The sequence below is a fragment of the Pseudomonas sp. IB20 genome (genome assembly GCF_009707325.1).
Taxonomy (GTDB): domain Bacteria; phylum Pseudomonadota; class Gammaproteobacteria; order Pseudomonadales; family Pseudomonadaceae; genus Aquipseudomonas.
The window spans coordinates 4197617-4222320 of sequence record NZ_CP046103.1 but is presented as its reverse complement, the minus strand read 5'-3'; the positions used below and the strand labels follow the sequence as shown (position 1 = coordinate 4222320).

21 protein-coding genes and 1 pseudogene are annotated in these 24704 nt (G+C 62.0%); 11 read left to right on the top strand and 11 right to left on the bottom strand.

From position 1 onward, the window contains the following. Position 1 precedes the first annotated feature (1 nt). Positions 2-280: a PTS transporter subunit EIIB gene (locus GJU48_RS19665; protein ID WP_094949452.1), complete on the top strand. Its 279-nt coding sequence runs from the start codon at positions 2-4 to the stop codon at positions 278-280. Positions 281-414: 134 nt separating this feature from the next. Here the strand turns inward: GJU48_RS19665 and mltF are convergent, their stop codons facing one another. Beyond that, positions 415-1875: a membrane-bound lytic murein transglycosylase MltF gene (gene mltF / locus GJU48_RS19660; RefSeq protein ID WP_094949453.1), complete on the bottom strand. Its 1461-nt coding sequence runs from the start codon at positions 1873-1875 to the stop codon at positions 415-417. Positions 1876-2161: 286 nt separating this feature from the next. Here mltF and purL point away from each other — a divergent pair, with 286 nt between their 5' ends. From purL to GJU48_RS19645, 3 genes and pseudogenes are all read left to right on the top strand, one after another. After that, on the top strand, positions 2162-6058 hold the full coding sequence (purL, locus tag GJU48_RS19655) for a phosphoribosylformylglycinamidine synthase (protein ID WP_094949454.1): 3897 nt from the start codon (positions 2162-2164) through the stop codon (positions 6056-6058). Between the two features lie 4 nt (positions 6059-6062). Further along, positions 6063-6374 carry a Nif3-like dinuclear metal center hexameric protein gene (locus tag GJU48_RS19650; protein WP_094949455.1) on the top strand — a complete coding sequence of 104 codons (312 nt, stop codon included), beginning with the start codon at positions 6063-6065 and terminating at the stop codon, positions 6372-6374. 232 nt (positions 6375-6606) lie between these two features. Continuing rightward, a pseudogene (locus GJU48_RS19645) lies at positions 6607-6702 on the top strand (IS3 family transposase); the annotation flags it as partial. A gap of 108 nt (positions 6703-6810) precedes the next feature. Here the strand turns inward: GJU48_RS19645 and nagE are convergent. The 7 genes from nagE to GJU48_RS19610 form a co-directional block, all read right to left on the bottom strand. Then, positions 6811-8517 carry an N-acetylglucosamine-specific PTS transporter subunit IIBC gene (gene nagE, locus GJU48_RS19640; protein WP_094951931.1) on the bottom strand — a complete coding sequence of 569 codons (1707 nt, stop codon included), beginning with the start codon at positions 8515-8517 and terminating at the stop codon, positions 6811-6813. A gap of 27 nt (positions 8518-8544) precedes the next feature. Next, the gene (gene ptsP, locus GJU48_RS19635) at positions 8545-11055 is read right to left on the bottom strand and encodes a phosphoenolpyruvate--protein phosphotransferase (RefSeq protein WP_094951932.1); all 2511 of its coding nucleotides are present in this window, start codon (positions 11053-11055) and stop codon (positions 8545-8547) included. A 29-nt stretch (positions 11056-11084) separates the two neighbouring features. Beyond that, on the bottom strand, positions 11085-12107 hold the full coding sequence (locus GJU48_RS19630; protein ID WP_094951933.1) for an SIS domain-containing protein: 1023 nt from the start codon (positions 12105-12107) through the stop codon (positions 11085-11087). Then, positions 12088-13194: an N-acetylglucosamine-6-phosphate deacetylase gene (gene nagA, locus GJU48_RS19625; RefSeq protein WP_094951934.1), complete on the bottom strand. Its 1107-nt coding sequence runs from the start codon at positions 13192-13194 to the stop codon at positions 12088-12090. Before nagA ends, GJU48_RS19630 begins: the two co-directional genes overlap by 20 nt. A gap of 10 nt (positions 13195-13204) precedes the next feature. After that, on the bottom strand, positions 13205-13963 hold the full coding sequence (locus GJU48_RS19620; RefSeq protein WP_094951935.1) for a GntR family transcriptional regulator: 759 nt from the start codon (positions 13961-13963) through the stop codon (positions 13205-13207). Between the two features lie 263 nt (positions 13964-14226). After that, the gene (locus GJU48_RS19615; RefSeq protein WP_094951936.1) at positions 14227-14730 is read right to left on the bottom strand and encodes a L,D-transpeptidase family protein; all 504 of its coding nucleotides are present in this window, start codon (positions 14728-14730) and stop codon (positions 14227-14229) included. 40 nt (positions 14731-14770) lie between these two features. After that, positions 14771-15319, bottom strand: a complete 549-nt coding sequence (locus GJU48_RS19610) for an NUDIX hydrolase (protein WP_094951937.1) — start codon at positions 15317-15319, stop codon at positions 14771-14773. 145 nt (positions 15320-15464) lie between these two features. Here GJU48_RS19610 and GJU48_RS19605 point away from each other — a divergent pair, with 145 nt between their 5' ends. From GJU48_RS19605 to purT, 5 genes are all read left to right on the top strand, one after another. Further along, positions 15465-16067, top strand: coding sequence for a CoA pyrophosphatase (locus GJU48_RS19605; RefSeq protein WP_094951938.1), 603 nt, complete (start codon positions 15465-15467; stop codon positions 16065-16067). 36 nt (positions 16068-16103) lie between these two features. Further along, complete coding sequence (locus tag GJU48_RS19600; RefSeq protein ID WP_094951939.1) at positions 16104-16628, top strand: gamma carbonic anhydrase family protein; 525 nt, start codon at positions 16104-16106, stop codon at positions 16626-16628. Further along, a complete protein-coding gene (locus GJU48_RS19595) occupies positions 16625-16840 on the top strand; it encodes a DUF1289 domain-containing protein (RefSeq protein ID WP_094951940.1) in 216 nt (71 codons plus the stop codon). The genes GJU48_RS19600 and GJU48_RS19595 overlap by 4 nt, the downstream gene beginning before the upstream one ends. 163 nt (positions 16841-17003) lie before the next feature. Further along, positions 17004-17471: a VUT family protein gene (locus GJU48_RS19590; protein ID WP_056858699.1), complete on the top strand. Its 468-nt coding sequence runs from the start codon at positions 17004-17006 to the stop codon at positions 17469-17471. 69 nt (positions 17472-17540) lie between these two features. Further along, positions 17541-18722 carry a formate-dependent phosphoribosylglycinamide formyltransferase gene (purT, locus tag GJU48_RS19585; RefSeq protein ID WP_094951941.1) on the top strand — a complete coding sequence of 394 codons (1182 nt, stop codon included), beginning with the start codon at positions 17541-17543 and terminating at the stop codon, positions 18720-18722. A gap of 121 nt (positions 18723-18843) precedes the next feature. Here purT and GJU48_RS19580 read toward each other — a convergent pair whose 3' ends face one another. The 3 genes from GJU48_RS19580 to GJU48_RS19570 form a co-directional block, all read right to left on the bottom strand. Further along, positions 18844-20154 (bottom strand): MFS transporter, encoded by a 1311-nt coding sequence (locus tag GJU48_RS19580; protein ID WP_094951942.1) that lies wholly within the window; start codon positions 20152-20154, stop codon positions 18844-18846. A gap of 370 nt (positions 20155-20524) precedes the next feature. Next, positions 20525-21763 carry a transporter associated domain-containing protein gene (locus tag GJU48_RS19575; RefSeq protein WP_094951943.1) on the bottom strand — a complete coding sequence of 413 codons (1239 nt, stop codon included), beginning with the start codon at positions 21761-21763 and terminating at the stop codon, positions 20525-20527. 12 nt (positions 21764-21775) lie between these two features. After that, positions 21776-22588, bottom strand: a complete 813-nt coding sequence (locus tag GJU48_RS19570; protein ID WP_094951944.1) for a cytochrome C assembly family protein — start codon at positions 22586-22588, stop codon at positions 21776-21778. 234 nt (positions 22589-22822) lie between these two features. Between GJU48_RS19570 and ffh the strand changes: the two genes are divergently transcribed. Both ffh and rpsP read left to right on the top strand, forming a co-directional pair. Beyond that, complete coding sequence (ffh, locus tag GJU48_RS19565; RefSeq protein ID WP_010207982.1) at positions 22823-24199, top strand: signal recognition particle protein; 1377 nt, start codon at positions 22823-22825, stop codon at positions 24197-24199. 250 nt (positions 24200-24449) lie between these two features. Beyond that, positions 24450-24701, top strand: coding sequence for a 30S ribosomal protein S16 (gene rpsP / locus GJU48_RS19560; protein WP_003238923.1), 252 nt, complete (start codon positions 24450-24452; stop codon positions 24699-24701). The last annotated feature ends 3 nt before the right edge of the window (positions 24702-24704 follow it).

The following is a 24704-nucleotide window of genomic DNA, read 5'->3' as shown; positions in this document are numbered from 1 at the left end:
CATGTTCGAGAAATTGCAGCGGGCGTTCTGGAAAGCCCTGACCCCGGACTTGATTGCCGAGACGGCGGGGACGGCGACCCCGAGTCTGTTGTCGGCCGATGTACTGAAGGCATTGGGCGGCGCGGATAACCTCAAGTCACAACAACGCGTGGCGCTGACGCGGGTGCGTGTGCAATTGCAGGATGCGGGGCGGTTGGATGAACCGGGACTCAAGGCGGCGGGTGTGCCGGGTGTGATGGTATTGACCGGTGGGGTCGTTCATTTGATCACCGGTCTCTAAGCCAAGAGCAGATCTAAATGTGGGAGCGGGCTTGCTCGCGAAGAGGGAGTGTTAGTCACCAGATGTATCGACTGACCCACCGCTTTCGCGAGCAAGCCCGCTCCCACATTAGTTTTGTGATGTTTGGGAGAGCGCTACAGCTTCGGGTTATCTTCCGGCGGCTTGGTCTTATCCACACCCGGCACATGCAAGTTGCCTTCGACCACCTGGTTGCCTTCCAGCTGCGGCTGGGTCACCCAGGTGAGGATGTCGTAGTAACGCCGGATGTTCGCCACAAAGTGCACCGGCTCGCCGCCGCGCGCATAGCCGTAACGGGTCTTGCTGTACCACTGCTTCTGCGACAGGCGCGGCAACATCTTCTTAACGTCTAGCCACTTGTTCGGGTTCAGGCCATCCTTCTTCGCCAACGTGCGTGCGTCTTCCAGATGGCCGGTGCCGACGTTGTAGGCGGCGAGGGCGAACCAGGTGCGATCCGGCTCGGCGATGCTATCGTCCAGCTCATCCTTGATCTTGGCCAGGTATTTGGCGCCGCCCATGATGCTTTGCTTAGCATCCAGGCGGTTGGACACGCCCATCGCCTGGGCGGTGTTCTGGGTCAGCATCATCAGGCCGCGCACGCCGGTCTTGGAGGTGACGGTCGGTTGCCACAGCGATTCCTGATAGCCGATGGCTGCTAATAGGCGCCAATCGACTTTTTCTTTCTTGGCGTAGGCCCGGAAGTCCTTCTCGTATTTGGGCAAGCGTTGCTGCAAGTGCTGGGCAAAGGTGTAGGCGCCGACATAACCGAGTACATCCACGTGCCCGTAATAGCGGTCTTTAAGGCGCTGCAGGGTGCCGTTCTTCTCGACCTTGTCCAGGTAGCTGTTGATCTCGTTGAGCAGGCTGTTGTCGTCACCGGCCGCCACGGCCCAGCTCTGATTGCTGGCATTGCCGAGGTCGAAGGCCACGCGCACGTTGGGGAAGTACACCTGGTTCATCGCGACTTCGTTGGAGTCCACTAGGGTCAGGTCGATTTGACCCTCGTCGACCATGCGCAGTAGGTCGACCACCTCAACGGCGTCGGATTCTTCGTATTCAATCGCAGGGTTCTGCTTTTTAAGCGCCGCCAATTGCTCGGCGTGGATGCTGCCCTTGAGCACCATGATCTTCTTGCCCACCAAGTCTGCCGGAGCAGTAGGCCGGGACTGGCCATTGCGGTAGATGATCTGCGGGGTCACTTCCAGGTAAGGATGGGAGAAACGCACCTGCTGCTTGCGCTGCTCGCTGCTGACCAGGCCGGCGGCAGCCAGAACCGGGCCGTTGGGTTTACCCAATTGGCCGAACAGGTCATCGAGGTTGTCGGCCGTCTCGATCTCCAGCTTAACGCCCAGGTCGTCGGCAAAGCGCTTGACCAGTTCGTATTCGAAACCGGTTTCACCGTTGCGGTCCTGGAAATAAGTAGCGGGGCTGTTCCGGGTAATCACCCGCAATACGCCATCCTCCTTGATTCGCTCGAGCGTGCTGGGTTTATCAACACAGGCGCTGAGCATCAGGAAGAGTCCGGTTGCGATAAGCCATTTGGCGCATCGCGGGCGCAAAGCAGTAGGGGAGAACATCTGCGCAGTATACGCAAACGGCCCACGGCGCCATATCTCGACAGCAGGGGACTTGTCTGCTAGCACCCTCAAAACTGGGCTGCAGCCCGCAGAAACGCGGGTTGGCGAGGGTTTATGACGGTTAAAATAACTGCGCGCCAACCCTTGGAAAACGCCCCGATACCGTGCAAACCCTGCCAACTGACGTTCGGCAGCGGCCAGCCGTGCCGTTTCGGGTGCCGTTGGCGACGGTTTACGCTAGAATGCACGGCCTCAAAGCACACCCCTTCCCGAGGCTGTCCCGAAGATGTTGATCCTGCGCGGCGCTCCTGCCCTTTCTGCCTTTCGCCACAGCAAACTCCTTGAGCAACTGAGCCAAAAGGTTCCAGCGGTTACAGGCTTGTATGCTGAATTTGCTCACTTCGCCGACGTTACCGGCGTGTTGACCGCCGACGAACAGCAAGTGCTGGCACGCCTTCTGAAGTACGGCCCAAGCGTTCCCGTTCAAGAGCCTAACGGCCGCTTGTTCCTGGTTCTGCCACGGTTCGGCACCATCTCGCCCTGGTCGAGCAAGGCCAGTGATATCGCCCGCAACTGTGGCCTGGAAAAAATCCAGCGCCTGGAGCGCGGTATCGCTTTCTACGTCGCTGGCCAGTTCAGCGATGCCGAAGCCGAGCTGATCGCCAGCAGCCTGCACGACCGCATGACCCAGATCATCGTCAGCCAGCTGGAACAGGCTGCCGGCCTGTTCAGCCATGCCGAGCCCAAACCGCTGACCGCGATTGATGTGCTTGGCGGTGGCCGCGCCGCCCTCGAGAAGGCCAACACCGAACTGGGCCTGGCCCTGGCTGAAGACGAGATCGACTACCTGGTCAACGCCTTCACCGGCCTTGCGCGCAACCCGCATGACATCGAGCTTATGATGTTTGCGCAGGCCAACTCCGAGCACTGCCGTCACAAGATCTTCAACGCCAGTTGGGATATCGACGGCCAGAGCCAGGAAAAAAGCCTGTTTGGCATGATCAAGAACACCTACGTGATGCACAGCGAAGGCGTTCTGTCGGCTTATAAAGACAACGCCTCGGTGATCGTCGGCTCCGTCGCCGGCCGTTTCTTCCCGGACCCTGAAACCCGCCAGTACGGCGCGGTGCAGGAGCCGGTGCACATCCTGATGAAGGTTGAAACCCACAACCACCCGACCGCGATTGCCCCGTTCCCGGGCGCAGCCACCGGTTCCGGCGGTGAGATCCGCGACGAAGGTGCGACCGGCCGTGGCGCCAAGCCAAAGGCTGGCCTGACCGGTTTCACCGTGTCCAACCTGCAGATCCCGGGCTTTGAACAGCCGTGGGAAGTGCCGTACGGCAAGCCTGAGCGCATCGTTACCGCGCTGGACATCATGATCGAAGGCCCGCTGGGCGGCGCCGCGTTCAACAATGAGTTCGGCCGCCCGGCGCTGACCGGCTATTTCCGTACCTTTGAACAATCCATCACCACCCCGCGTGGCGATGAAGTGCGCGGCTACCATAAGCCGATCATGTTGGCCGGCGGCATGGGCAACATCCGTGAAGAACACGTCAAGAAAGGCGAGATTCTGGTCGGCTCCAAGCTGATTGTGCTCGGCGGCCCGGCGATGTTGATCGGCCTGGGCGGCGGCGCAGCCTCTTCCATGGCCACCGGCACCAGCTCGGCTGACCTGGACTTCGCTTCCGTACAGCGCGAAAACCCTGAAATGGAACGCCGTTGCCAGGAAGTTATCGACCGTTGCTGGCAGTTGGGTGACAAGAACCCGATCAGCTTCATCCACGACGTCGGCGCGGGTGGTTTGTCCAACGCCTTCCCGGAACTGGTCAACGATGGCGAGCGCGGTGGTCGTTTCGAACTGCGCAACATTCCAAACGACGAGCCGGGCATGGCCCCGCACGAGATCTGGAGTAACGAATCCCAGGAACGCTACGTTCTGGCCGTTGGCCCTGAAGACTTCGCGCGCTTCCAGGCCATCTGCGAACGCGAGCGTTGCCCGTTTGCCGTGGTTGGCGAAGCCACGGCTGAGCCGCAGCTGACGGTTACCGACAGCCACTACGGCAACAGCCCGGTCGACATGCCACTGGAAGTGCTGCTGGGCAAAGCCCCGCGCATGCACCGTTCGGCGGTACGTGAAGCCGAGCTGGGCGATGATTTCGACCCAAGCGCACTGGAATTGGCCGACAGCATCGAACGCGTGCTGCACCACCCGGCGGTTGCCAGCAAAAGCTTCCTGATCACCATCGGCGACCGCACCATCACCGGCCTGGTTGCCCGTGACCAAATGGTTGGCCCATGGCAAGTGCCGGTGGCCGACGTTGCCGTCACCGCCACCAGCTTCGATGTGTACACCGGTGAAGCCATGGCGATGGGCGAGCGCACGCCGCTGGCCCTGCTGGACGCTCCGGCGTCGGGCCGCATGGCCATTGGTGAAACGCTCACTAACATCGCCGCGTCGCGCATCGGCAAGCTGTCCGACATCAAACTGTCGGCTAACTGGATGTCCGCTGCCGGCCACCCGGGTGAAGACGCGCGCCTGTACGACACCGTCAAGGCTGTCGGCATGGAACTGTGCCCGGAACTGGGCATCACCATTCCGGTGGGCAAGGACTCGATGTCCATGGCCACCCGTTGGAACGAAGACGGCACCGACAAGAGCGTTACCTCGCCGCTGTCGCTGATCGTCACCGGTTTCGCACCGGTCACTGACATTCGCCAGACCCTGACCCCGCAACTGCGCATGGACAAGGGCACCACCGATCTGATCCTGATCGACCTGGGCCGTGGCCAGAACCGCATGGGCGCCTCGATCCTCGCGCAAACCCACGGCAAGCTCGGCAAGCACGCGCCGGACGTGGATGACGCCGAAGACCTGAAAGCCTTCTTCGCCGTGATCCAGGGCCTGAATGCCGACGGCCACCTGCTGGCATACCACGACCGTTCCGATGGCGGCTTGCTGACCAGCGTTGTAGAGATGGCGTTTGCCGGTCACTGCGGCCTGAACATCGTGCTCGACAGCGTTGCCGAGGATGCTCGCGAAATCAACGGCATCCTGTTCAACGAAGAGTTGGGCGCCGTGATCCAGGTTCGTCAGGACGCTACCCCAGACGTACTCGCACAGTTCAGCGCTGCTGGCCTGGACGACTGCGTGGCGGTGATCGGCCAGCCGATCAACAACGGTGAAATCAATATCTCCTTTAATGGCGATACGGTGTTTGCCGGCCAGCGCCGCTTGCTGCAGCGCCAGTGGGCTGAGACCAGCTACCAGATCCAACGCCTGCGTGACAACGCCGACTGCGCCGAGCAGGAATTCGACGTGATCCTGGAAGAAGACAACCCGGGCCTGAGCACCAAGCTCAGCTTCGACGTCAACCAGGACATCGCCGCGCCTTACATCAAAAAAGGCATTCGCCCACAAGTGGCGGTACTGCGTGAGCAGGGCGTCAACGGCCAGGTGGAAATGGCGGCTGCGTTCGACCGTGCCGGCTTTAATGCGATCGACGTGCACATGAGCGATATCCTCGCCGGTCGCGTTGACCTCAACGAGTTCAAAGGCCTGGTGGCCTGCGGCGGTTTCTCCTACGGCGACGTGCTGGGTGCCGGTGAAGGCTGGGCCAAGTCGGCCCTGTTTAACAGCCGTGCCCGTGATGCGTTCCAAGGTTTCTTCGAGCGCAACGACAGCTTCACCCTGGGTGTGTGCAACGGTTGCCAGATGATGTCCAACCTCAGCGAACTGATCCCAGGCAGCGAGTTCTGGCCGCACTTTGTGCGTAACCGTTCCGAGCAGTTCGAAGCCCGTGTCGCCATGGTGCAGGTGCAGGAATCCAACTCGATCTTCCTGCAAGGCATGGCCGGTTCGCGCATGCCAATCGCCATCGCCCACGGTGAAGGCCATGCCGAGTTCGAAAGCGAAGAAGCCCTGCTCGAAGCTGACCTGTCCGGCTGCGTGTCGATGCGTTTCGTCGACAACCACGGCAAGGTCACCGAAAGCTACCCGGCCAACCCGAACGGCTCGCCGCGCGGGATCACCGGCCTTACCAGCCGCGACGGCCGCGTGACCATCATGATGCCGCACCCGGAGCGTGTATTCCGCGCTGTGCAGAACTCATGGCGCCCGGAAGAGTGGAACGAAGACGGCGCCTGGATGCGCATGTTCCGCAACGCGCGCGTGTGGGTGAACTAAGGCGGTGTACAAGCTCAGCTTCTTTGTGCCCGATAGCTTTGTTGAGACGGTGAAAACCGCCGTCTTCGCAGCAGGCGGCGGGCGCATCGGCCACTACGACAGCTGCGCCTGGCAAGTGCTGGGCCAGGGCCAATTTCGCGCATTGGACGGCAGTCAGCCGTTTATCGGGCAAGTCGGCCAGGTTGAAGTGCTGGAAGAATGGAAAGTTGAGCTGGTGGTGGCGGATGAGTTGATCGTGGCGGTTGTAGCTGCGTTGAAACTCAGCCATCCCTACGAGACACCGGCGTATGAGGTGTGGCAGCTGGCGGATTTTTGATCCGACGGCGGTGAAACGAGAAACCCGCTGGGCCTTCACGGACAGCGGGTTTTTTGTGCCTGGAAAACAGAAACCCCCTACAGAGGCTAAGTCGCCAGCGACGGTAGTGTGCCGCGCAGGTGCTTCGAGACAGCGCATCCGCATCGGCGGCCGCGTGGATGTCTCGGGCTTAGACCCAGTCGAGAAGGTGTTCCTACATGAAGAAAAACCAGTGGATCGCAGGCAGTGCTCGGATAAGTACATCCATTACTACAACCATAAGCGAATCAAAACGAAGCTTGGCGGACTGAGCCCTGTGGCTTACAGAACCCGGTCCGCGGTAGCCTAACCATTAGCTGTCCAACTTTTGGGGCGCACTTCACATTGCCAAGTCGGGCACGGATCAAAATGTGGGAGCTGGCTTGCCTGCGATGACGCCACTTCAGGCCGTGATGATTTACGCCCTGACGCCGACCTCACGGCCACTGACCAACCGCTCCAGCGCCTCACCCAACCCCGATGCCTTGTCACCAATCAACAGGTGCCAAACACCGCTGTCCAGCTGGCTCACACCCTGGCAGCCCAGCGCCGTGAGTTCAGCTTCTGACAACACCGAATCATCCCCCAACTCCACCCGCAGCCGGGTCATCGCCACGGCGTCCAGTTGCCGTACATTCCCTCGGCCACCCAAAGCGCTCAGCCATTTCTCGGCTTCTTGCACATTCACTGCAACTGGCTTATCCACAGGCGCGACCGTCACAGGTGCAGCGGCAACAAACGATGGCATCGCCAGGCGGATCTCATCGGCAATGCTGTCGGCCATCGGCCCGACCACCACCTGCAAGCTCCCGCCATTACCCGGCCGTACCACGGCCATGGCGCCGAGGGCTTTAAGCTCTGCATCTACCGCCTTGTTGCGATCCACCATGTCCAACCGCAGGCGCGTGGTACAGGCGCCGACACTCAGCAAGTTAGCCGCACCGCCCAGCGCACGGATATATGCACTGGCCCGCTGGTTATCACTCATCGCCTCGGCCTGCACCACCTGGATGTCTTCACGCCCAGGCGTCTTGAGGTTGAAGCGGCGGATGCAGTAGTTGAACACGCTGTAGTAGATCAGCGCGTAAGCCAAGCCGACGGGGAACACCAGCCAACCGTTGGTGGACTTGCCCCAGCCCAGCACCATGTCGATAAAGCCACCGGAGAAGGTAAAACCGAGGTGGATGTTGAGCATATTGGTCACGGCCATCGACAGGCCGGTAAGCACCGCGTGAATCAGGTACAAAAACGGCGCAAGGAACATGAACGCGAACTCAATCGGCTCCGTCACGCCGGTCAAAAACGAGGTCAGCGCCATCGACAGGAAAATCCCGCCCATGACTTTGCGGCGTTCCGGCAGGGCGTTGCGGTACATCGCCAGGCACGCGGCGGGCAAGCCGAACAGCATCACCGGGAACATGCCGGTCATGAACTGGCCACCTTTGGGGTCGCCGGCGAAGTAGCGGGTCAGGTCGCCAGTCACCACGGCGCCGGTCGCCGGGTCGGTGAAGGTGCCGAACACGAACCACGCCATGTTGTTGAGGATATGGTGCAGGCCGGTGACGATCAGCAGGCGGTTGAACACGCCGAACACGAAGGCGCCGAAGCTGCCGCTTTCCATCAGCAGCACACCGAAGCTGTTGATGCCGTGCTGGATCGGCGGCCAGATCAGGCCGAAGATCACACCCAGGGCCACCGCCGAAAAGCCGGTGACGATCGGCACAAACCGTCGCCCGCCAAAGAAAGCGAGGTACTCCGGCAGCTTGATGTCCTTGAAGCGGTTGTACAGCCCACCGGCCATCAAGCCGCTGGCGATACCCGCGAGCATGCCCATGTTGATGCTGGTGTCCATTACCTTGAGCGTGGAGACCATCACCAGGTAACCAATCGCCCCGGCCAACCCTGCCGTGCCGTTATTGTCGCGGGCAAACCCCACGGCGATACCGATGGCGAAGATCAACGCCAGGTTGGCGAAGATCGCTTGCCCGGCGTCGTGCATCACCGCGATGTTGAGCAAGTCGGTGTCGCCCAGGCGCAGCAAGAGGCCGGCGATCGGCAGGATCGCGATCGGCAGCATCAGCGCGCGGCCCAGGCGTTGTAAGCCTTCGATAAAATGTTGGTACATGGCGTGTCTCCCTTTTTCTTGTTGTTGTCAGCTCAGCGGCCAGTGGTGTTGACAGGCTTGGCGAACCGCCTTCGCGCTGCTCAGGTCGAGCAGGCCCAGGCCGAGTTGCCGGCATTGAGCCGCGTCCAGGTGGCGGACGCGGTCCTTGATTTCTCCAATTTGCGGCGGGCTCACCGACAGCTCGCTGACGCCCAGGCCGATCAGCACTGGCGTGGCCAACGGGTCGGACGCGAGGGCGCCGCAAACACCCACCCAACGCCCATGTTTAGCCGCACCGGCGCAGGTCTGTGCGATCAACCGCAGCAGCGCCGGGTGTAAGGCATCGACCCGTGCGGCGAGGCCTGCGTGGTCGCGGTCCATGGCCAGGGTGTACTGGGAGAGGTCATTGGTGCCGATGGAGAGGAAGTCTGCATACAGCGCAAGCTGCTCGGCCATCAGCGCGGCGGCGGGTACTTCGATCATCACGCCCAGCTCCGGGCGCTGGGTCAGCCCCAGCTCGGCACACAACTCATCCAGGCGCTGGCGGATCTGCAGCAGTTCATCCACTTCGCTGACCATCGGCAGTAAGATGCGGCAACGTTCCAGCGGGCTGACTTGCAGCAGCGCGCGCAGCTGCTGGTCGAGCAATTCGGGGCGCACCTGGGCCATGCGAATACCGCGCAAGCCCAACACCGGGTTGGCCTCCACGGGCAGTGGCAGGTAGTCGAGCTGCTTGTCGCCGCCCACGTCGATGGTGCGGATGATCACTGCCTTGTCGCCCATAGCATCCAACACGGCTTGATAGGCCTGGCGCTGTTCCTGTTCGTCCGGCGCGGTGCGGCGGTCGACGAAGAGGAATTCGGTGCGCAACAGGCCGACGCCATCGGCGCCGTTTTCAAACGCCACTTGGGCCTCGGCGCTGGAGGCGACATTGGCGGCGACTTCGATGCTGATGCCATCGGTGGTGCGCGCCGGTTCCTGCGCTTGGGCTTGCTGTTGCTGGCGGCGCAGTTTCTGTGCATCACGAATCTGGTGCACTTCGGCGTGGCGCGCGTCGCTGGGCGCAAGTTCCAGGCGCCCATTGACCGCGTCGAGTACCACGCGCTGGCCTTGCGGCACATCGAGCACGTCTGCGCCCAACGCCACCACACAAGGCAAGCCTTTGCCGCGGGCCAAAATGGCCACGTGGGAGGTGGCGCCGCCTTCGGCCATGCAGATGCCGGCGGCCTGTTGCGTGCTCAGTTGCAGCAGGTCGGATGGCGTCAGTTCATGGGCGCTGACAATCGCCCCGGCAGGCAACTCGAAGTGCCAGGCCTCGCCCAGCAGTGCGCGCAACACCCGCTGTTGCAAGTCGCGCAGGTCATTGGAGCGCTCGGCGAACAGCGGTTTGCCCAACGCCAGCAACACCGCGCATTGCGCCTGGATCGCATCGCGCCAGGCGTGGGTGGCGGCGCTGCCGTGTTCGATGGCGGCGGTGGCCGCTTCCAGCAGGGCCGGGTCTTCCAGCAAGGCGAGGTGGGCGGCGAAGATCTCTTCTTCTTCGATATTTTTGCGTTGGCGGGCGTGGTCCAAGGTGTTGCGGATCTCGCCGCGCACTTGCTCAAGGGCCGTGTCCAGCCGTTGCAGTTGTTCGTCGGCCGAGTGGTTGCCGGCGTCTGCCGGCAGTTCAATACCGGTAAGGCGGAACAACGGCCCACACACCAGGCCCGGTGCAGCACATACGCCTTGCAACACGCCGACTTCGGTATTCGCACGGCGCGGAGCCACGGCCACCGGCGCGTGGTGTTCTTTACTGACGGCCACGGACAGCGCGGCAACCAACGCCTGCAACGCCGCCTCGCAATCCTTGCCGCGACAGGTGACGCGCACCTCGTCGCCTTCACCGATCCCCAGCCCCATCAAGCCAATCAGGCTGTCGCACGGCGCGGATTTGCCGGCGAAGTGCAACTGCGCCTGGCTGCTGAACCCTTGGGCGGTTTTGCGGACCAGCGCGGCGGGGCGCGCATGCAAACCGCCACGGTGAGTAATGCGCACGCTGGCGCGGACTTCGGTGACCGAGTTATCCACAACCGCCTGCGCCGTTGCCGCCGAGCGCGCCACGATGTGCAGCAACGGCTCACCGACCTTGACGGTTTTTCCTGCCACCGGCCGCAGCTCGAAGCGCTCGCCATTGGTCAGGATAATCAGGCTGACCAGGCTTTTGCACTGGCGCGCAATCCGGTCCAGGTCAAACTGCACCAGGGCCTGGCCCTTGCTCACCCGTGCGCCTTCCTTCACCAGCAGCGCAAAGCCTTCGCCATTCAGCTCCACCGTGTCGATGCCCACGTGCATCAGCACCTCGGCACCGTTCTCGGCGCGAATGGTTACAGCATGCCCGGTGCGGGCGACGTGGATGATCACGCCGTCGCAGGGTGCGTGCAGGCAATCGTTGAGCGGGTCGATGGCGATACCGTCGCCCATGGCGCCGCTGGCGAACACTTCGTCGGGAACGTTGCCCAGGGTCAGCACCGGGCCACTGAGTGGGGCGCTTAGGGTCAATTCATTATTGTTGTTGGACATGGGCACGGTACTCATCAGGAAAACGCGACTCAGTGAGTGCGGGTAACTTTGCTCAGGTGGCGCGGCTGGTCCGGGTCCATGCCCCGGGCTTGAGCCAGGCCAGCGGCCATTACGTAAAAGCTTTGGATCGCCAGGATTGGGTCCAGGCTTGGGTGTTCGGCGCGGCTCAGGGTCAGGTCGCGTTCGGCGATATCGTCCGGCGCAGCCAGCAGCACGCGGGCGCCGCGTTGGCGCATGTCGGCGGCCAGGCTCAACAGGCCGGGCTGTTCGGCACCGCGTGGGGCGAATATCAGCAGCGGGTAGTTCTCGTCGATCAGGGCCATCGGCCCGTGGCGCACTTCGGCGCTGCTGAAGGCTTCGGCCTGGATCGCCGAGGTTTCCTTGAGCTTGAGCGCAGCTTCCTGGGCGATGGCAAAACCGGCGCCACGGCCGATCACCATCAATTGCTGGCAACCGCGCAAGGCCTCGATGGCGCTGCTCCAATCCTGTTTGGCCGCTGCCCGCAATTCATCGGGCAGGGCGCGGCAGGCTTGCAGCAAGTCGGCTTCCTGGTTCCAGTGGCCGATCAACTGCGCGCTGGCGCTGAGGGTGGCGATAAAGCTTTTGGTCGCGGCCACGCTGAGTTCCGGCCCGGCGCACAGTGGCAGGTGGAATTCGCAGGCGGCTTCCAGCGGTGACTCTTCGGCGTTGACCAGCGAAATGCTCAGGGCACCGCGTTTGCGCAACAGGCGCAGGCTGTTGACCAGGTCCGGGCTTTGCCCCGACTGCGAGAAACCAAACGCCACCTGCCCACTGACCTTCAACGGTGCTTGCAACAAGGTCACCACCGACATCGGCAACGACGCCACCGGGATGCCCACGTGCTGCATGGCCAGGTAGGCGAAGTAGCTGGCGGCATGGTCCGAGCTGCCACGGGCGATGGTCATCGCCACTTGCGGTGGCTGACGGCGCAGGCGCCCGGCGATCTCTTCGAGCATCGGGTCCAGGCGTTGCAGTTGCGCCGCGACGGCATCACAAGAGGCCAGGGCCTCTTCAAGCATTTTTGAAGTCAATGGTTTCTCCTTCGACCATTACGTCGGTGAGGTGCAGGGAGCGGTCCAGGCGCACGCAGTCGGCAAAGCTGCCGGGTTGCAGGCGCCCGCGTTCTTCCAGGCCCAGGTAGTCCGCAGGAAATTGCGACAGGCGTTGTGAGGCTTCGTTGATGGGCAGGCCGATTTTCACCAGGTTGCGCAGCGCCTGATCCATGGTCAGGGTGCTGCCGGCCAAGGTGCCGTCAGCCAGGCGTACGCCGCCCAGGCATTTGGTCACGGTGTGGCTGCCCAGCTTGTATTCGCCGTCGGGCATGCCGGCGGCGGCGGTGGAATCGGTGACGCAGTACAGGCACGGGATCGAACGCAGGGCCACGCGCATGGCGCCGGGGTGTACGTGCAGCAGGTCGGGGATCAACTCTGCGTACTTGGCGTGGGCCAAGGCGGCGCCGACGATGCCCGGCTCGCGGTGATGCAGCGGGCTCATGGCGTTATACAAATGCGTGAAGCTGGTGGCGCCGGCGGCGAGGGCGGCGACGCCTTCTTCATAGCTGCCTAGGGTGTGGCCGATCTGCATGCGCACGCCGCGTTGGCTGAGGGCGCGGATCAGGCCGTCATGCCCGGCGATTTCCGGGGCGATGGTGATCACCCGGATCGGCGCCAATTGCAGGTAGGCTTCCACTTCGGCCATCAGCGCGGTGTGCGCGAAGTTGGGTTGGGCGCCGAGTTTGCCTGGGTTGATGTAAGGGCCTTCCAGGTGTACGCCGAGTACGCGAGCGCTGCCGGTTGGGCGCTGTTCACAGAAAATGCCGAGCTCACCGAGCACGCGGGTGATTTCGTCCACCGGTGCGGTCATGGTGGTAGCCAGCAGTGACGTCGTACCAAAACGCACGTGGGTGCGGGTGATGGTCTCGAAGGCTGCCACGCCTTCCATGATGTCTTTGCCGCCACCGCCGTGTACGTGCAGGTCGATGAAACCTGGCAGCAGGTAGGGTAGTTCGTTGTCAGCCGGGTCGCACGGCGTGCCGTCGATGGCGACCACCTTGGCGTGTTCGTGCACCAGGCGGCCGCGAATCCAGCCGCTGGGCGTGAGGATATTGTCTTCGGACATGGGCAGTTCTCTAAATTCGCAGTTCGGCGCAATAGTCATGGCGGCGCAGCTCTGCGACGAAGTCGTAGTAGTCGTTGCGGCAGTAGGTGTCGGTGATTTCAATCGGGGTGTTGTCGGCGGTGTAGCCGACCCGCGTCATCAGCAGCATGGCGGTGCCGGGGGCAATGCCCACCAGCTTGGCGAACTCATCCGAGGCGTTGATCGCCTGGATATGCTGCAGGGCACGCACGATAGGCTTGCCGATGCTTTCCAGGTATTCGTACAGCGAATTGCCGATGGCTTGCGGGTGCGGCAGCACCGAGGCGGGCATGGCGGTCATTTCAATTGCCATCACCGTGTCATCGGCCTTACGCAGACGTTTGAGGCGCGCGACTTTGTCGGTAGGCGACAGGCACAGGCGGATCAGCTCTTCGTGGGTCGGCGGGGTGATGTCGCGCTCCAGCCATTGGGACGTGGGCACAAACCCCTTGAGCCGCAGCATTTCACTGAAGCCCGACAGGCGTGACAGCGGTTGTTCCAGGCGCGGCGTGATAAAGGTGCCGGAGCCTTGGCTGCGGCGAATCAGCCCTTGGGCAAACAACACTTCCAGCGCTTTACGCGCGGTCACCCGCGAGATGCTCAGTTGCTCGCTGAGGGCACGTTCCGAGGGCAAAGCCTGCTCGGATTTCCACTGGCCGGCATGGATCGCCGCTTCAAGGTTGCGGGCCAGTTGCAGGTACAGCGGCGTGGATTGTTTGTCGTCGGGGCGCAGCGTCTGGATGGGGTTCATCTGTGAAGTTTCCGATGCGGTTATTGGAGTGTTGTCGCCCGGTAATGGCCGGAAATTAATACCACTTAAATACCATGTCAATGCTGCCAAAACGGTGCGGAACCCGGTTTTAGGGCGCTTCATTTGTGCCTGGTATCAAGTGGTATTAGAGAGGTCTGTATCGCGCGCAGAACTACGCAGCCCGGCGCGGTGAACTGGTATTCACCGGCAGGCGCTGCCAAGGGCAGGAATTATTTTCAGATTATTTTACCAACGGTAGGTGTTTACGGCCGAATCTCGATCAGGGTGCCGTCTTTGACCAAGTTCCAGACTTCGCGCATGTCCACGTTGCGCATGCCGATACAGCCGTCGGTCCAGTCCAGGGTGTGGAACCACTGCTCCGGGTATTCCTCGGTGTCGGGGGTGCCGTGGATCATGATCATGCTGCCCGGTTTCACGCCTTCACGGCGCGCGCGCGCGGAGTCGCTGATATTCGGGTAGGAGATGTGCATGGCGAGGTTGAAGCGGTCGCTGGTTTTGCGCCAGTCGATCCAATACAAGCCTTCCGGCGTGCGGCGGTCGCCTTCGAACAGCTTGGTGCCCTTGGGGTTTTTGCCGAGCGAGATGCGATAGGTCTTCAGCGGCTTACCGTCGTTGATCAACTGCAACTGGTGGGCCGACTTGAGCACCAGGACTTTCTCGACAGGTTTGCCGCCCAGGGTTTCCACCGTGGAGGCCGAAGACAGGGTAGCGAACGACAGGCAGATAAAAGCGAGCAACCAACGCATTAAAACGGTTTCCCTTGTTAGACGGTGCTGCCTGGAATTGTTATGTGGCCGGCCGCGTCATCGGCGGCACCGACTCGCTGCGTACCGGGAACAGCTGTTGTTTACGGTCGGCGAAGAAGCATTCTAAGGTACGCCCGACCGTGCGGAAAGCCAGCTCTGACCAAGGGATGTCGGCTTCATCGAACAGCTTCACTTCAAGGCTTTCGGGGCCGGCGGCGAAGTCCAGGTCGACCAGTTCGGCGCGGTAGAAGATATGCACCTGGCTGATGTGCGGCACGTCGATCAGGGTGTAGAGGCTCAGGTTGCGCACGTGGGCGCAGGCTTCTTCCAAGGTTTCGCGCATAGCGGCCTGTTCCACGGTTTCGCCGTTTTCCATAAAGCCTGCGGGCAGGGTCCAGTAACCCAGGCGCGGCTCGATGGCACGGCGGCACAGCAGCACTTTATCGCCCCAGACCGGCACGGTGCCGGCGACGATATTGGGGTTCTGATAGTGGATGGTTGAGCAGTGATCACACACATAGCGCAGGCGTGCGTCGCCTTCGGGAATGCGCTGGGTAACCGGTTTGCCGCACTGGCTGCAGAAGTTCATGCTGGGGTTCCTGGAGAGTGGGCCTATCTTGGCTTGGCGGGCAGGGCCCTGCAAGTTGTCGTTTCGCGACATGCGCAGGGTTTGGGGTTGGGTGCCTGCCAGCTTTGGTGCATGATGCAAGGTAGCCAACAGACCGAGATGACTCATGCTGGACGAGCTACTTCGCCGGGTAAGCAACCACACCCCTCATCGGCTTGAAACTGACGGGCGTTTCCCCGAGGCCGCCGTGTTGGTGCCAATCACCCGCAGCGACGAACCTGAGCTGATCCTGACCCTGCGCGCCAGCGGCCTGTCGACCCACGGCGGCGAAGTGGCGTTCCCGGGCGGGCGGCGTGACCCCGAAGACCCGGACCTGATCTTTACCGCGCTACGTGAGGCCGAAGAAGAAATCGGCCTGCCGCCCGGCCTGGTGGAAGTCATCGGCCCGTTGAGCCCACTGATCTCCTTGCACGGCATTCGTGTAACGCCCTATGTCGGTGTTATCCCCGATTACGTCGAATACCTGGCCAATGACGCCGAAATCGCCGCCGTGTTCAGCGTGCCCCTGGAGTTTTTCCGCCAGGACCCGCGCGAACATACCCACCGCATCGATTACCAGGGCCGCAGTTGGTATGTGCCCAGCTATCGGTTTGGCGAATACAAGATCTGGGGGCTGACGGCGATCATGATTGTCGAGCTGATCAACCTGCTCTATGACGACGCCAAGATCAGCCTGCACCAGCCACCCAAGAGCTTCATCAATACGTAAGCCATCGTTTGAATGGCACCGCCGTGAGGACACACCATGAAATACCGCCTGGGCGACGCCCGCGTCGAGACTCATCCGCACAGCTGGGTGGCGCCGAATGCCACGCTGGTCGGCAAGGTCAAGCTTGAAGAGGGCGCCAACGTGTGGTTCAACGCGGTATTGCGTGGCGACAACGAGCTGATCCTGATCGGTAAGAACAGCAACGTGCAGGACGGCAGCGTGATGCACACCGACATGGGCTACCCGCTGACCCTGGGCACCGGCGTGACCATCGGCCACAACGCGATGCTGCACGGTTGCACCGTCGACGACTACAGCCTGATCGGCATCAACGCGGTGATCCTCAACGGTGCCAAGATCGGCAAGCATTGCATCATCGGCGCCAACTCGCTGATCGGCGAAGGCAAGGAAATTCCCGACGGTTCGCTGGTAATGGGCTCGCCGGGCAAGGTGGTGCGTGAGCTGACCGAGGCGCAAAAACGCATGCTCGAAGCCAGCGCCGCGCACGATGTGCATAACGCGCAGCGCTATGCGCGCGATTTGGTTGAGCAGGAAGAATGAACCCGATTGAACGCCCCATCGCCTCGCCGTGCGTGAACATTTGCGCGCTGGATGATGACGACATTTGCACCGGTTGCCAGCGTACGGTGGATGAGATCACGCGGTGGAGCCGCATGGACAATGCCGAGCGCCGGGTGGTGCTGGGGTTGTGCCATGAGCGGGCGAAAGTAAGTGGGTTGGTGTGGATGATGCCGGGGAAATCGGGCGCCTGAACCACCGCTATCGCAGGCAAGCCAGCTCCCACAGGTGGCCGCGTTTAACCTGTAGGAATGCGGCCAAAATGTGGGAGCTGGCTTGCCTGCGATGAGGCCCGGCGAGACGACATATTTCCAAATGTGAAGTAACCTGTGCCGATTGCTCACAGGTCCATCCGCCATGCTCTTCCTGATCGCCTACATCAGCAGCGTCGTGCTGATCAACTTCGCCTTTTCCACCGCCCCGCACCTGGATGTCATCTGGTCGGCTTGGGGTGGCCTGGTGTTTATCCTGCGCGACATGGTGCAAACCCGCTTCGGCCATGGCGCAATCATCGCCATGCTGGCGGCGCTGGTGCTGTCGTATATCACCTCTGACCCGTCCATCGCCCTAGCCAGCGCCACGGCATTTGCGGTGTCCGAGTGCATTGACTGGCTGGTCTTCAGCATTACCAAGCGCCCGTTGCACGATCGCCTGTGGATAAGTTCGGCGCTGAGCATTCCCCTTGATACCTTCATTTTCTTCGGCCTGATCGGTGCCCTGACACCGGCGGTCGCGGGCACTGCATTGGTGTCGAAATTCGCCGGGGTCACGGTGGTGTGGCTGATCATGGCCTGGCGTATGCGCAAACGCGCCGTCGCCAACTGAGGCCAATTCTTACAGTTCATGTAAAATGCCGGCCTTTCTCCCCATGATCCGCTCCCCTGAGGACCTGAGATGACCCGAATCGGAACTCCACTGTCGCCAACCGCGACCCGCGTTTTGCTGTGTGGCTGCGGTGAGCTGGGCAAGGAAGTGGTAATCGAACTGCAACGCCTGGGCGTTGAAGTGATTGCCGTGGATCGCTACGCCAACGCCCCGGCCATGCAGGTCGCGCACCGTAGCCATGTGATCAATATGCTCGACGGCGCCGCCCTGCGTGCCGTGATCGAAGCCGAGAAACCGCACTTCATCGTGCCGGAAATCGAAGCCATCGCCACCGCTACGCTGGTGGAGCTGGAGGCCGAAGGCTTCACCGTGATCCCGACCGCGCGCGCCACCTCGCTGACCATGAACCGTGAAGGCATCCGTCGCCTGGCCGCTGAAGAGCTGGACCTGCCGACCTCGCCGTACCACTTCGCTGACACCTTCGAAGACTACAGCAAGGCCGTGCAAGACCTGGGCTTCCCGTGTGTGGTCAAGCCGGTGATGAGCTCCTCGGGCAAGGGCCAGAGCCTGCTGCGCAGCGCTGATGATGTGCGCAAAGCCTGGGATTACGCCCAGGAAGGCGGCCGTGCTGGTAAAGGCCGGGTGATCATCGAAGGCTTTATCGACTTCGACTACGAAATCACCCTGCTGACCGTACGCCACATCGGTGGCACCACCTTCTGCGCGCCGGTCGGCCACCGTCAGGAGAAGGGCGACTACCAGGAATCCTGGCAGCCGCAAGCCATGAGCCCGATTGCCCTGGCGGAATCCGAGCGGGTTGCCAAAGCCGTGACCGAGGCCCTGGGTGGCCGTGGCCTGTTTGGCGTGGAATTGTTCATCAAGGGCGATCAGGTGTGGTTCAGCGAAGTGTCGCCGCGCCCGCATGACACCGGTTTGGTGACGCTGATTTCTCAGGATCTGTCGCAGTTCGCGCTGCACGCTCGCGCCATCCTGGGCCTGCCGATTCCGTTGATCCGTCAGTTCGGGCCTTCGGCTTCGGCGGTGATTCTGGTGGAAGGGCAGTCGACCCAGACCGCCTTTGCCAACCTCGGCGCGGCCTTGAGCGAGCCGGACACGGCGTTGCGTCTGTTTGGTAAGCCAGAAGTCAATGGTCAGCGTCGGATGGGTGTGGCGTTGGCGCGGGATGAGTCGATTGAGGCGGCTCGGGCTAAGGCGACTCGTGCTTCGAAGGCTGTTGTTGTAGAGCTGTAACCCCACGCAGATCGTTCCCACGCTCTGCGTGGGAATGCAGCCCCGGATGCTCTGCGTCCCAAGGCGTGACGCGGAGCGTCACAAGAGGCGTTCCCACGCCGAGCGTGGGAACGATCTGCGCTCAGGCGACCTTGTTCAAATCGTTATCCCGCGTCTCTTTCAGGCACAGCACAGCAATCAAGCTGAGTAACGCTGCCGCCGACACATACCCGCCGACATAACTCAGCCCGCCCATCGCCACCAGCTTGGTCGCGAAGAACGGTGCCGCCGACGCCCCGACGATCCCACCCAGGTTATACGCCGCCGAAGCACCGGTATAACGCACGCGCGTGGGGAACAGCTCCGGCAGCATCGCGCCCATCGGGGCGAAGGTCACGCCCATCAGGAACAGCTCCAGCGCCAGGAACAACGCCACCGCCCAAGTCGAACCGTGGGTGAGCAGCGGCTCCATGGTAAAGCCCGACAGAATGGCCAGGACCGCGCCGACGATCAGCACCGGCTTGCGCCCGTAACGGTCACTGGCCAAGGCCGCCAGCGGTGTAGCCAAGCCCATGAACAGCACCGCAAAGCACAGCAAACCGAGGAACGTCTCGCGGCTGTAGCCCAGCGTCGACACGCCATAACTCAGGGAGAACGCGGTGGTGATGTAGAACAGCGCATAACACACCACCATCGACGCGGCGCCCAGCAGCACTGGTAGCCAATGCTGGCTGAACAACTCCACCAACGGCACTTTCACCGGGGCTTCTTTGGCCACGGCGTTGGCGAATACCGGGGTTTCATGCAGTTTAAGGCGTGCATACAGGCCGACCATTACCAGCGCGGCGCTGAGGATGAACGGAATACGCCAGCCCCAACTGCGGAACTGTTCGTCGTTCAGGCTCATGGCCAAGATCAGGAACAGCCCGTTGGCCGCCAGAAAGCCAATCGAGGGGCCCAGTTGTGGGAACATGCCGAACCAGCCGCGCTTGCCCTTCGGCGCGTTTTCGGTGGCCAGCAACGCCGCGCCGCCCCATTCCCCGCCAAGCCCCAGGCCCTGGCCGAAACGCAGCACACACAAGAGGATCGGTGCCCAGGCGCCGATGCTGTCATAGCCCGGCAGCAGGCCAATCAGGGTGGTACACACGCCCATCAGCAGCAACGATGCCACCAAGGTGGATTTACGCCCGATACGGTCACCGAAGTGGCCGAACAGCGCCGAGCCCAGCGGGCGGGCGATGAAGGCGATGCCGAAGGTCAGGAACGACGCCAGCATCTGTGCGGTGCCAGAGGTCTGCGGGAAGAATACCGGGCCGATCACCAGCGCCGCAGCGGTGGCATAGATATAGAAATCGTAGAACTCGATGGCGGTGCCGACGATGCTCGCCGTGGCGACCCGTGCGGTCGAGTTGAGCGGGGCGGCGGTCGCGGCCTCGTTATAGGTGGTGCTCATGGAGGTATCCCTGACGGTCATTGCGCGTTTGGACGCGGATTATTATTGGTCGAACACCCATGGATCAGGGGCGTAGGCGGGGCGGCTCGGGATGGGAGCAAACACCGGTAAGACATGGTAACGCAGTGCCTGGACGCGCTGAGTGCGGGTAGCACGCGGTCGGGCGGGGCTTGGGTAAGCCGTGCCGATTATAGGAAGGGGGTTGCGGATCCAACAAGGGGTGCTGGCACGCAGATAAGCTAAATGTGGGAGCTGGCTTGCCTGTGATACAGGCGCCCCGGTGCATCAGGAGTACCGAGGTGATGCCATCGCAGGCAAGCCAGCTCCCACACAAGCCTGCTCCCACATTGGAGTGTGCTGTGCCAGAACGTTATGCGGCGACCGGCACGCGGCTGGTGTGCCAGATCAGCACCTTGCTCACGCGGTTGTCCTCGGTCTCAAGGATTTCCAGGCGATAGCGGCCGATTTTCAGGCACACCGCGCAGTCAGGAATGGTCTCCAGCGCCTCGGTGACCAAGCCATTGAGGGTCTTGGGGCCGTCGCTGGGCAGGTGCCAGCCCAGGCTCTTGTTCAGTTCGCGGATCGAAGCGGCGCCGTCGATGATGTAGCGGCCATCCGGCTGCGCTTCGATATGGGGGTTGTCCGCCGCCTGATCGCTTTCGAATTCACCGACGATCTCTTCGAGGATGTCTTCCAGGGTGACAATACCGAGCACTTCGCCGTATTCGTCCACCACCATGCCCAGGCGCCGCTGCTGCTTGTGAAAGTTCAGCAATTGCAGTTGCAGGGGCGTGCTTTCGGGGACGAAGTAGGGCTCGTGGCAGGCGGCGAGCAGGGCTTCTTTGGTCAGGCTGGCGTCGGGCAGCAGGTGCTGGATCTGCCGCGTATTAAGCACCGCTTCGACTTGGTTGATATCGCTGTGGAACACCGGCAGGCGGGTGCGCTGGGAGGTGCGCAGTTGCTCGATGATCTCTTCGATCGAGTCATCCAGGTTGATGCCGTCCACTTCGCTGCGCGGCACCAGAATGTCGTTGACCGTGATGTTGTCGAGGGCATGGATGCCGGGCATACCGGGCGTGCGATTGTCGTCGGCCTCGGACTCCGGTTCGTCGTCATGGTCAGGCAGCGGCTCGTCGCTCTTTTTCACCACGCCGGATTTACGCGCGAATGGGCGCAGCAGCAACAGGCTGATGCCATTGAGCAGCCAGGCCACGGGGTAGAGCACTTTCAGCGGCACGCCCAGCAGGGTGTTGCCAAAGCCCAGCACGGCATGCGGGTGGCGAACCGCGAGGGCGCGGGGCAGGTAGTCGGCGAGCACCAGCAAGATTGCGCAGGAGATCAGCCAGCCGAGCCACGGGCCGTTCAAAGCCCAGGCGTAGATCGCCAGCAGCGTGCAGAGAATTACCACGGCGGCGCGACACAGGCTGTTGCACAGAATCAGGCTGTGACGCGGGAAGTTCAGGCGGGCGGCGGCCTTGTCGCCCTGGCGTGTACCGGGGCGCAGGGCCAGCAAGTGTTGTTGCGCGGCTTCGATGGCGGTAAACAGCGCCGCCCATAACACCAGCAAGGCGATTACGGCGAGCATCGGCCCAAGGGGCAAGTTGTTCATGATCGCTGCCCGTCAGATATGCAGGATGTATTCGCGAACCAGCTTGCTGCCGAAATAGGCCAGCATCAGCAGGCAGAAACCGGCCAGGGTCCAGCGGATCGCCTTGTGCCCACGCCAGCCGAGGCGGTTACGCCCCCACAGCAACACGCTGAACACCACCCAGGCCAGGCACGCCAGCAGGGTTTTGTGCACCAGGTGTTGGGCGAAGAGGTTTTCGACGAACAGCCAGCCGGAAATCAGCGACAGCGACAGCAGGGTCCAGCCGGCCCACAGGAAACCGAACAGCAGGCTTTCCATGGTTTGCAGCGGCGGGAAGTTCTTGATCAGCCCGGACGGGTGCTTGTTTTTAAGCTGGTGGTCCTGCAGCAGCAGGAGCAACGCCTGGAACACCGCGATGGTGAACATGCCGTAGGCCAGGATCGACAACAGGATGTGGGCGAGGATGCCCGGCTCCTCGTCGATCACCTGCACGGTGCCGGTCGGGGTGAATTGCGCCAGCAGCACCGTCAGCATTCCCAGCGGGAATAGCAGCGCCAGCAGGTTTTCCACCGGAATGCGGTAGCAGGCCAGCAGGGTTAGCGCGATCACGGCAGCAGCGATCAGGCTGGCGGCGCTGAAAAAGTCCAGGCCCAGGCCAACCGGCGTCATTAGGTGGGTGAACAGGCTGGCGGCGTGGGCCAGCAGGGCCACGACGCCAAGGCTCACCAGCAGGCGTTTGTCCGCCTTGGTGCCTTGGGCCAGGCGAGTGCCCTGATAGAGAGTCGCAGCGGCATACAAGAGTGCGGCGGCGAGGCTGGGTAGCAAACTGGGTGACAAGGGGACCATAAATCCTGATAGACAAGCCCGAAAGGCGCTGAGTTTGGCACACACCAACGCTGCACGAAAGACTCCCGGGCCAGACAGCGGGTGTGCACAGGCGCAGTCTTCGCTATAATCCGCGACCTGCCCACGCCGCAGGCTCGCCGAGCGCTGTTTTTAATAGCGATTTACCACAGCCTGGGCTGCCATTACCTCGGTCTACCAATGCATTTCGATGAATAGGGCCTGAAAGGATCGCGCATGTTTGAAAACCTGACTGACCGTCTCTCGCAGACGCTGCGCCACGTAACCGGCAAGGCCAAGCTGACCGAGGACAATATTAAAGACACCCTGCGTGAAGTACGCATGGCGTTGCTGGAAGCCGACGTGGCCTTGCCGGTGGTGAAGGACTTCGTCAACTCGGTCAAGGAGCGTGCGGTCGGCACCGAAGTGTCCCGCAGCCTGACCCCGGGCCAGGCCTTTGTGAAGATCGTGCAGGCCGAACTCGAAAGCCTGATGGGCGCGGCCAACGAAGATTTGAACCTCAGCGCCGTGCCACCGGCCGTCGTGCTGATGGCTGGTTTGCAAGGTGCGGGTAAGACCACCACCGCCGGCAAGCTGGCGCGCTTCCTTAAAGAGCGCAAGAAGAAATCCGTGATGGTGGTGTCGGCCGACGTGTACCGTCCGGCGGCCATCAAGCAGTTGGAAATGCTCGCGGGCGAAGTGGGTGTGACCTTCTTCCCGTCCGACCTGAGCCAGAAGCCGGTCGACATTGCCAACGCGGCCATTAAAGAAGCCAAGCTGAAATTCATCGACGTGGTCATCGTCGATACCGCCGGTCGCCTGCACATCGACGAAGAGATGATGGGCGAGATCAAGGCGCTGCATGCGGCGATCAACCCGGTCGAGACGCTGTTCGTGGTCGACGCCATGACCGGCCAGGATGCGGCCAACACCGCTAAGGCCTTCGGCGACGCACTGCCGCTGACCGGCGTGATCCTGACCAAGGTTGACGGCGACGCCCGTGGCGGCGCCGCGCTGTCGGTACGCGCCATCACCGGCAAGCCGATCAAGTTTATTGGTATGGGCGAGAAGAGCGACGCGCTCGAGCCGTTCCACCCTGAGCGGATCGCCTCGCGTATCCTCGGCATGGGCGACGTGCTCAGCCTGATCGAGCAGGCCGAAGCCACGCTCGACAAAGACAAGGCCGACAAGCTGGCCAAGAAGCTGAAGAAGGGCAAGGGCTTCGACCTCGAAGACTTCCGTGACCAGCTGCAACAAATGAAGAACATGGGCGGCCTCGGCGGCCTGATGGACAAGCTGCCGAACATCGGCGGTGTGAACCTGGCGCAAATGGGCAATGCCCAGGGCGCGGCAGAGAAGCAGTTCAAGCAGATGGAAGCCATCATCAATTCCATGACCCCGGCCGAGCGCCGCGACCCTGAGCTGATCAGCGGTTCGCGCAAACGTCGGATCGCCATGGGCTCCGGCACCCAGGTGCAGGACATCGGTCGCTTGATCAAGCAGCACAAGCAGATGCAGAAGATGATGAAGAAATTCTCCGCGAAAGGCGGAATGGCCAAGATGATGCGCGGCATGGGCGGTATGTTGCCCGGCGGCGGCATGCCGAAAATGTAAAGTATTCGAGCGCAAGCACGCTTGCGCTCCGACCCACAAGGAAGTGGGATCTCCAGCAAACCCGCCATTGGCGGGAGCTGACTCGCCGTTTTAACCGACGGCTCTATAGCAGATCTGAGTGGCACGCTGATAGGCGCCAGAAAAAGACATTTGCAAAAGTCCGGATATTCCTTAGAATATGCGGCCTTTCGGGCACCTATGCCCGCTGTGCATTTAGATTTGCAGCACCGACTACAGGAACGATGTTCACATGCTAACAATCCGTCTTGCCCTTGGCGGCTCCAAAAAGCGCCCGTTTTACCACTTGACCGTAACTGACAGCCGCAACCCACGTGACGGCTCTCACAAGGAACAAGTTGGCTTCTTCAACCCGATCGCTCGTGGTCAAGAAGTTCGTCTGTCCGTGAACCAAGAGCGCGTAGCATACTGGCTGAGCGTTGGTGCACAACCGTCTGAGCGTGTTGCTAAGTTGTTGAAGGACTCGGCTAAGGCCGCAGCCTGAGCA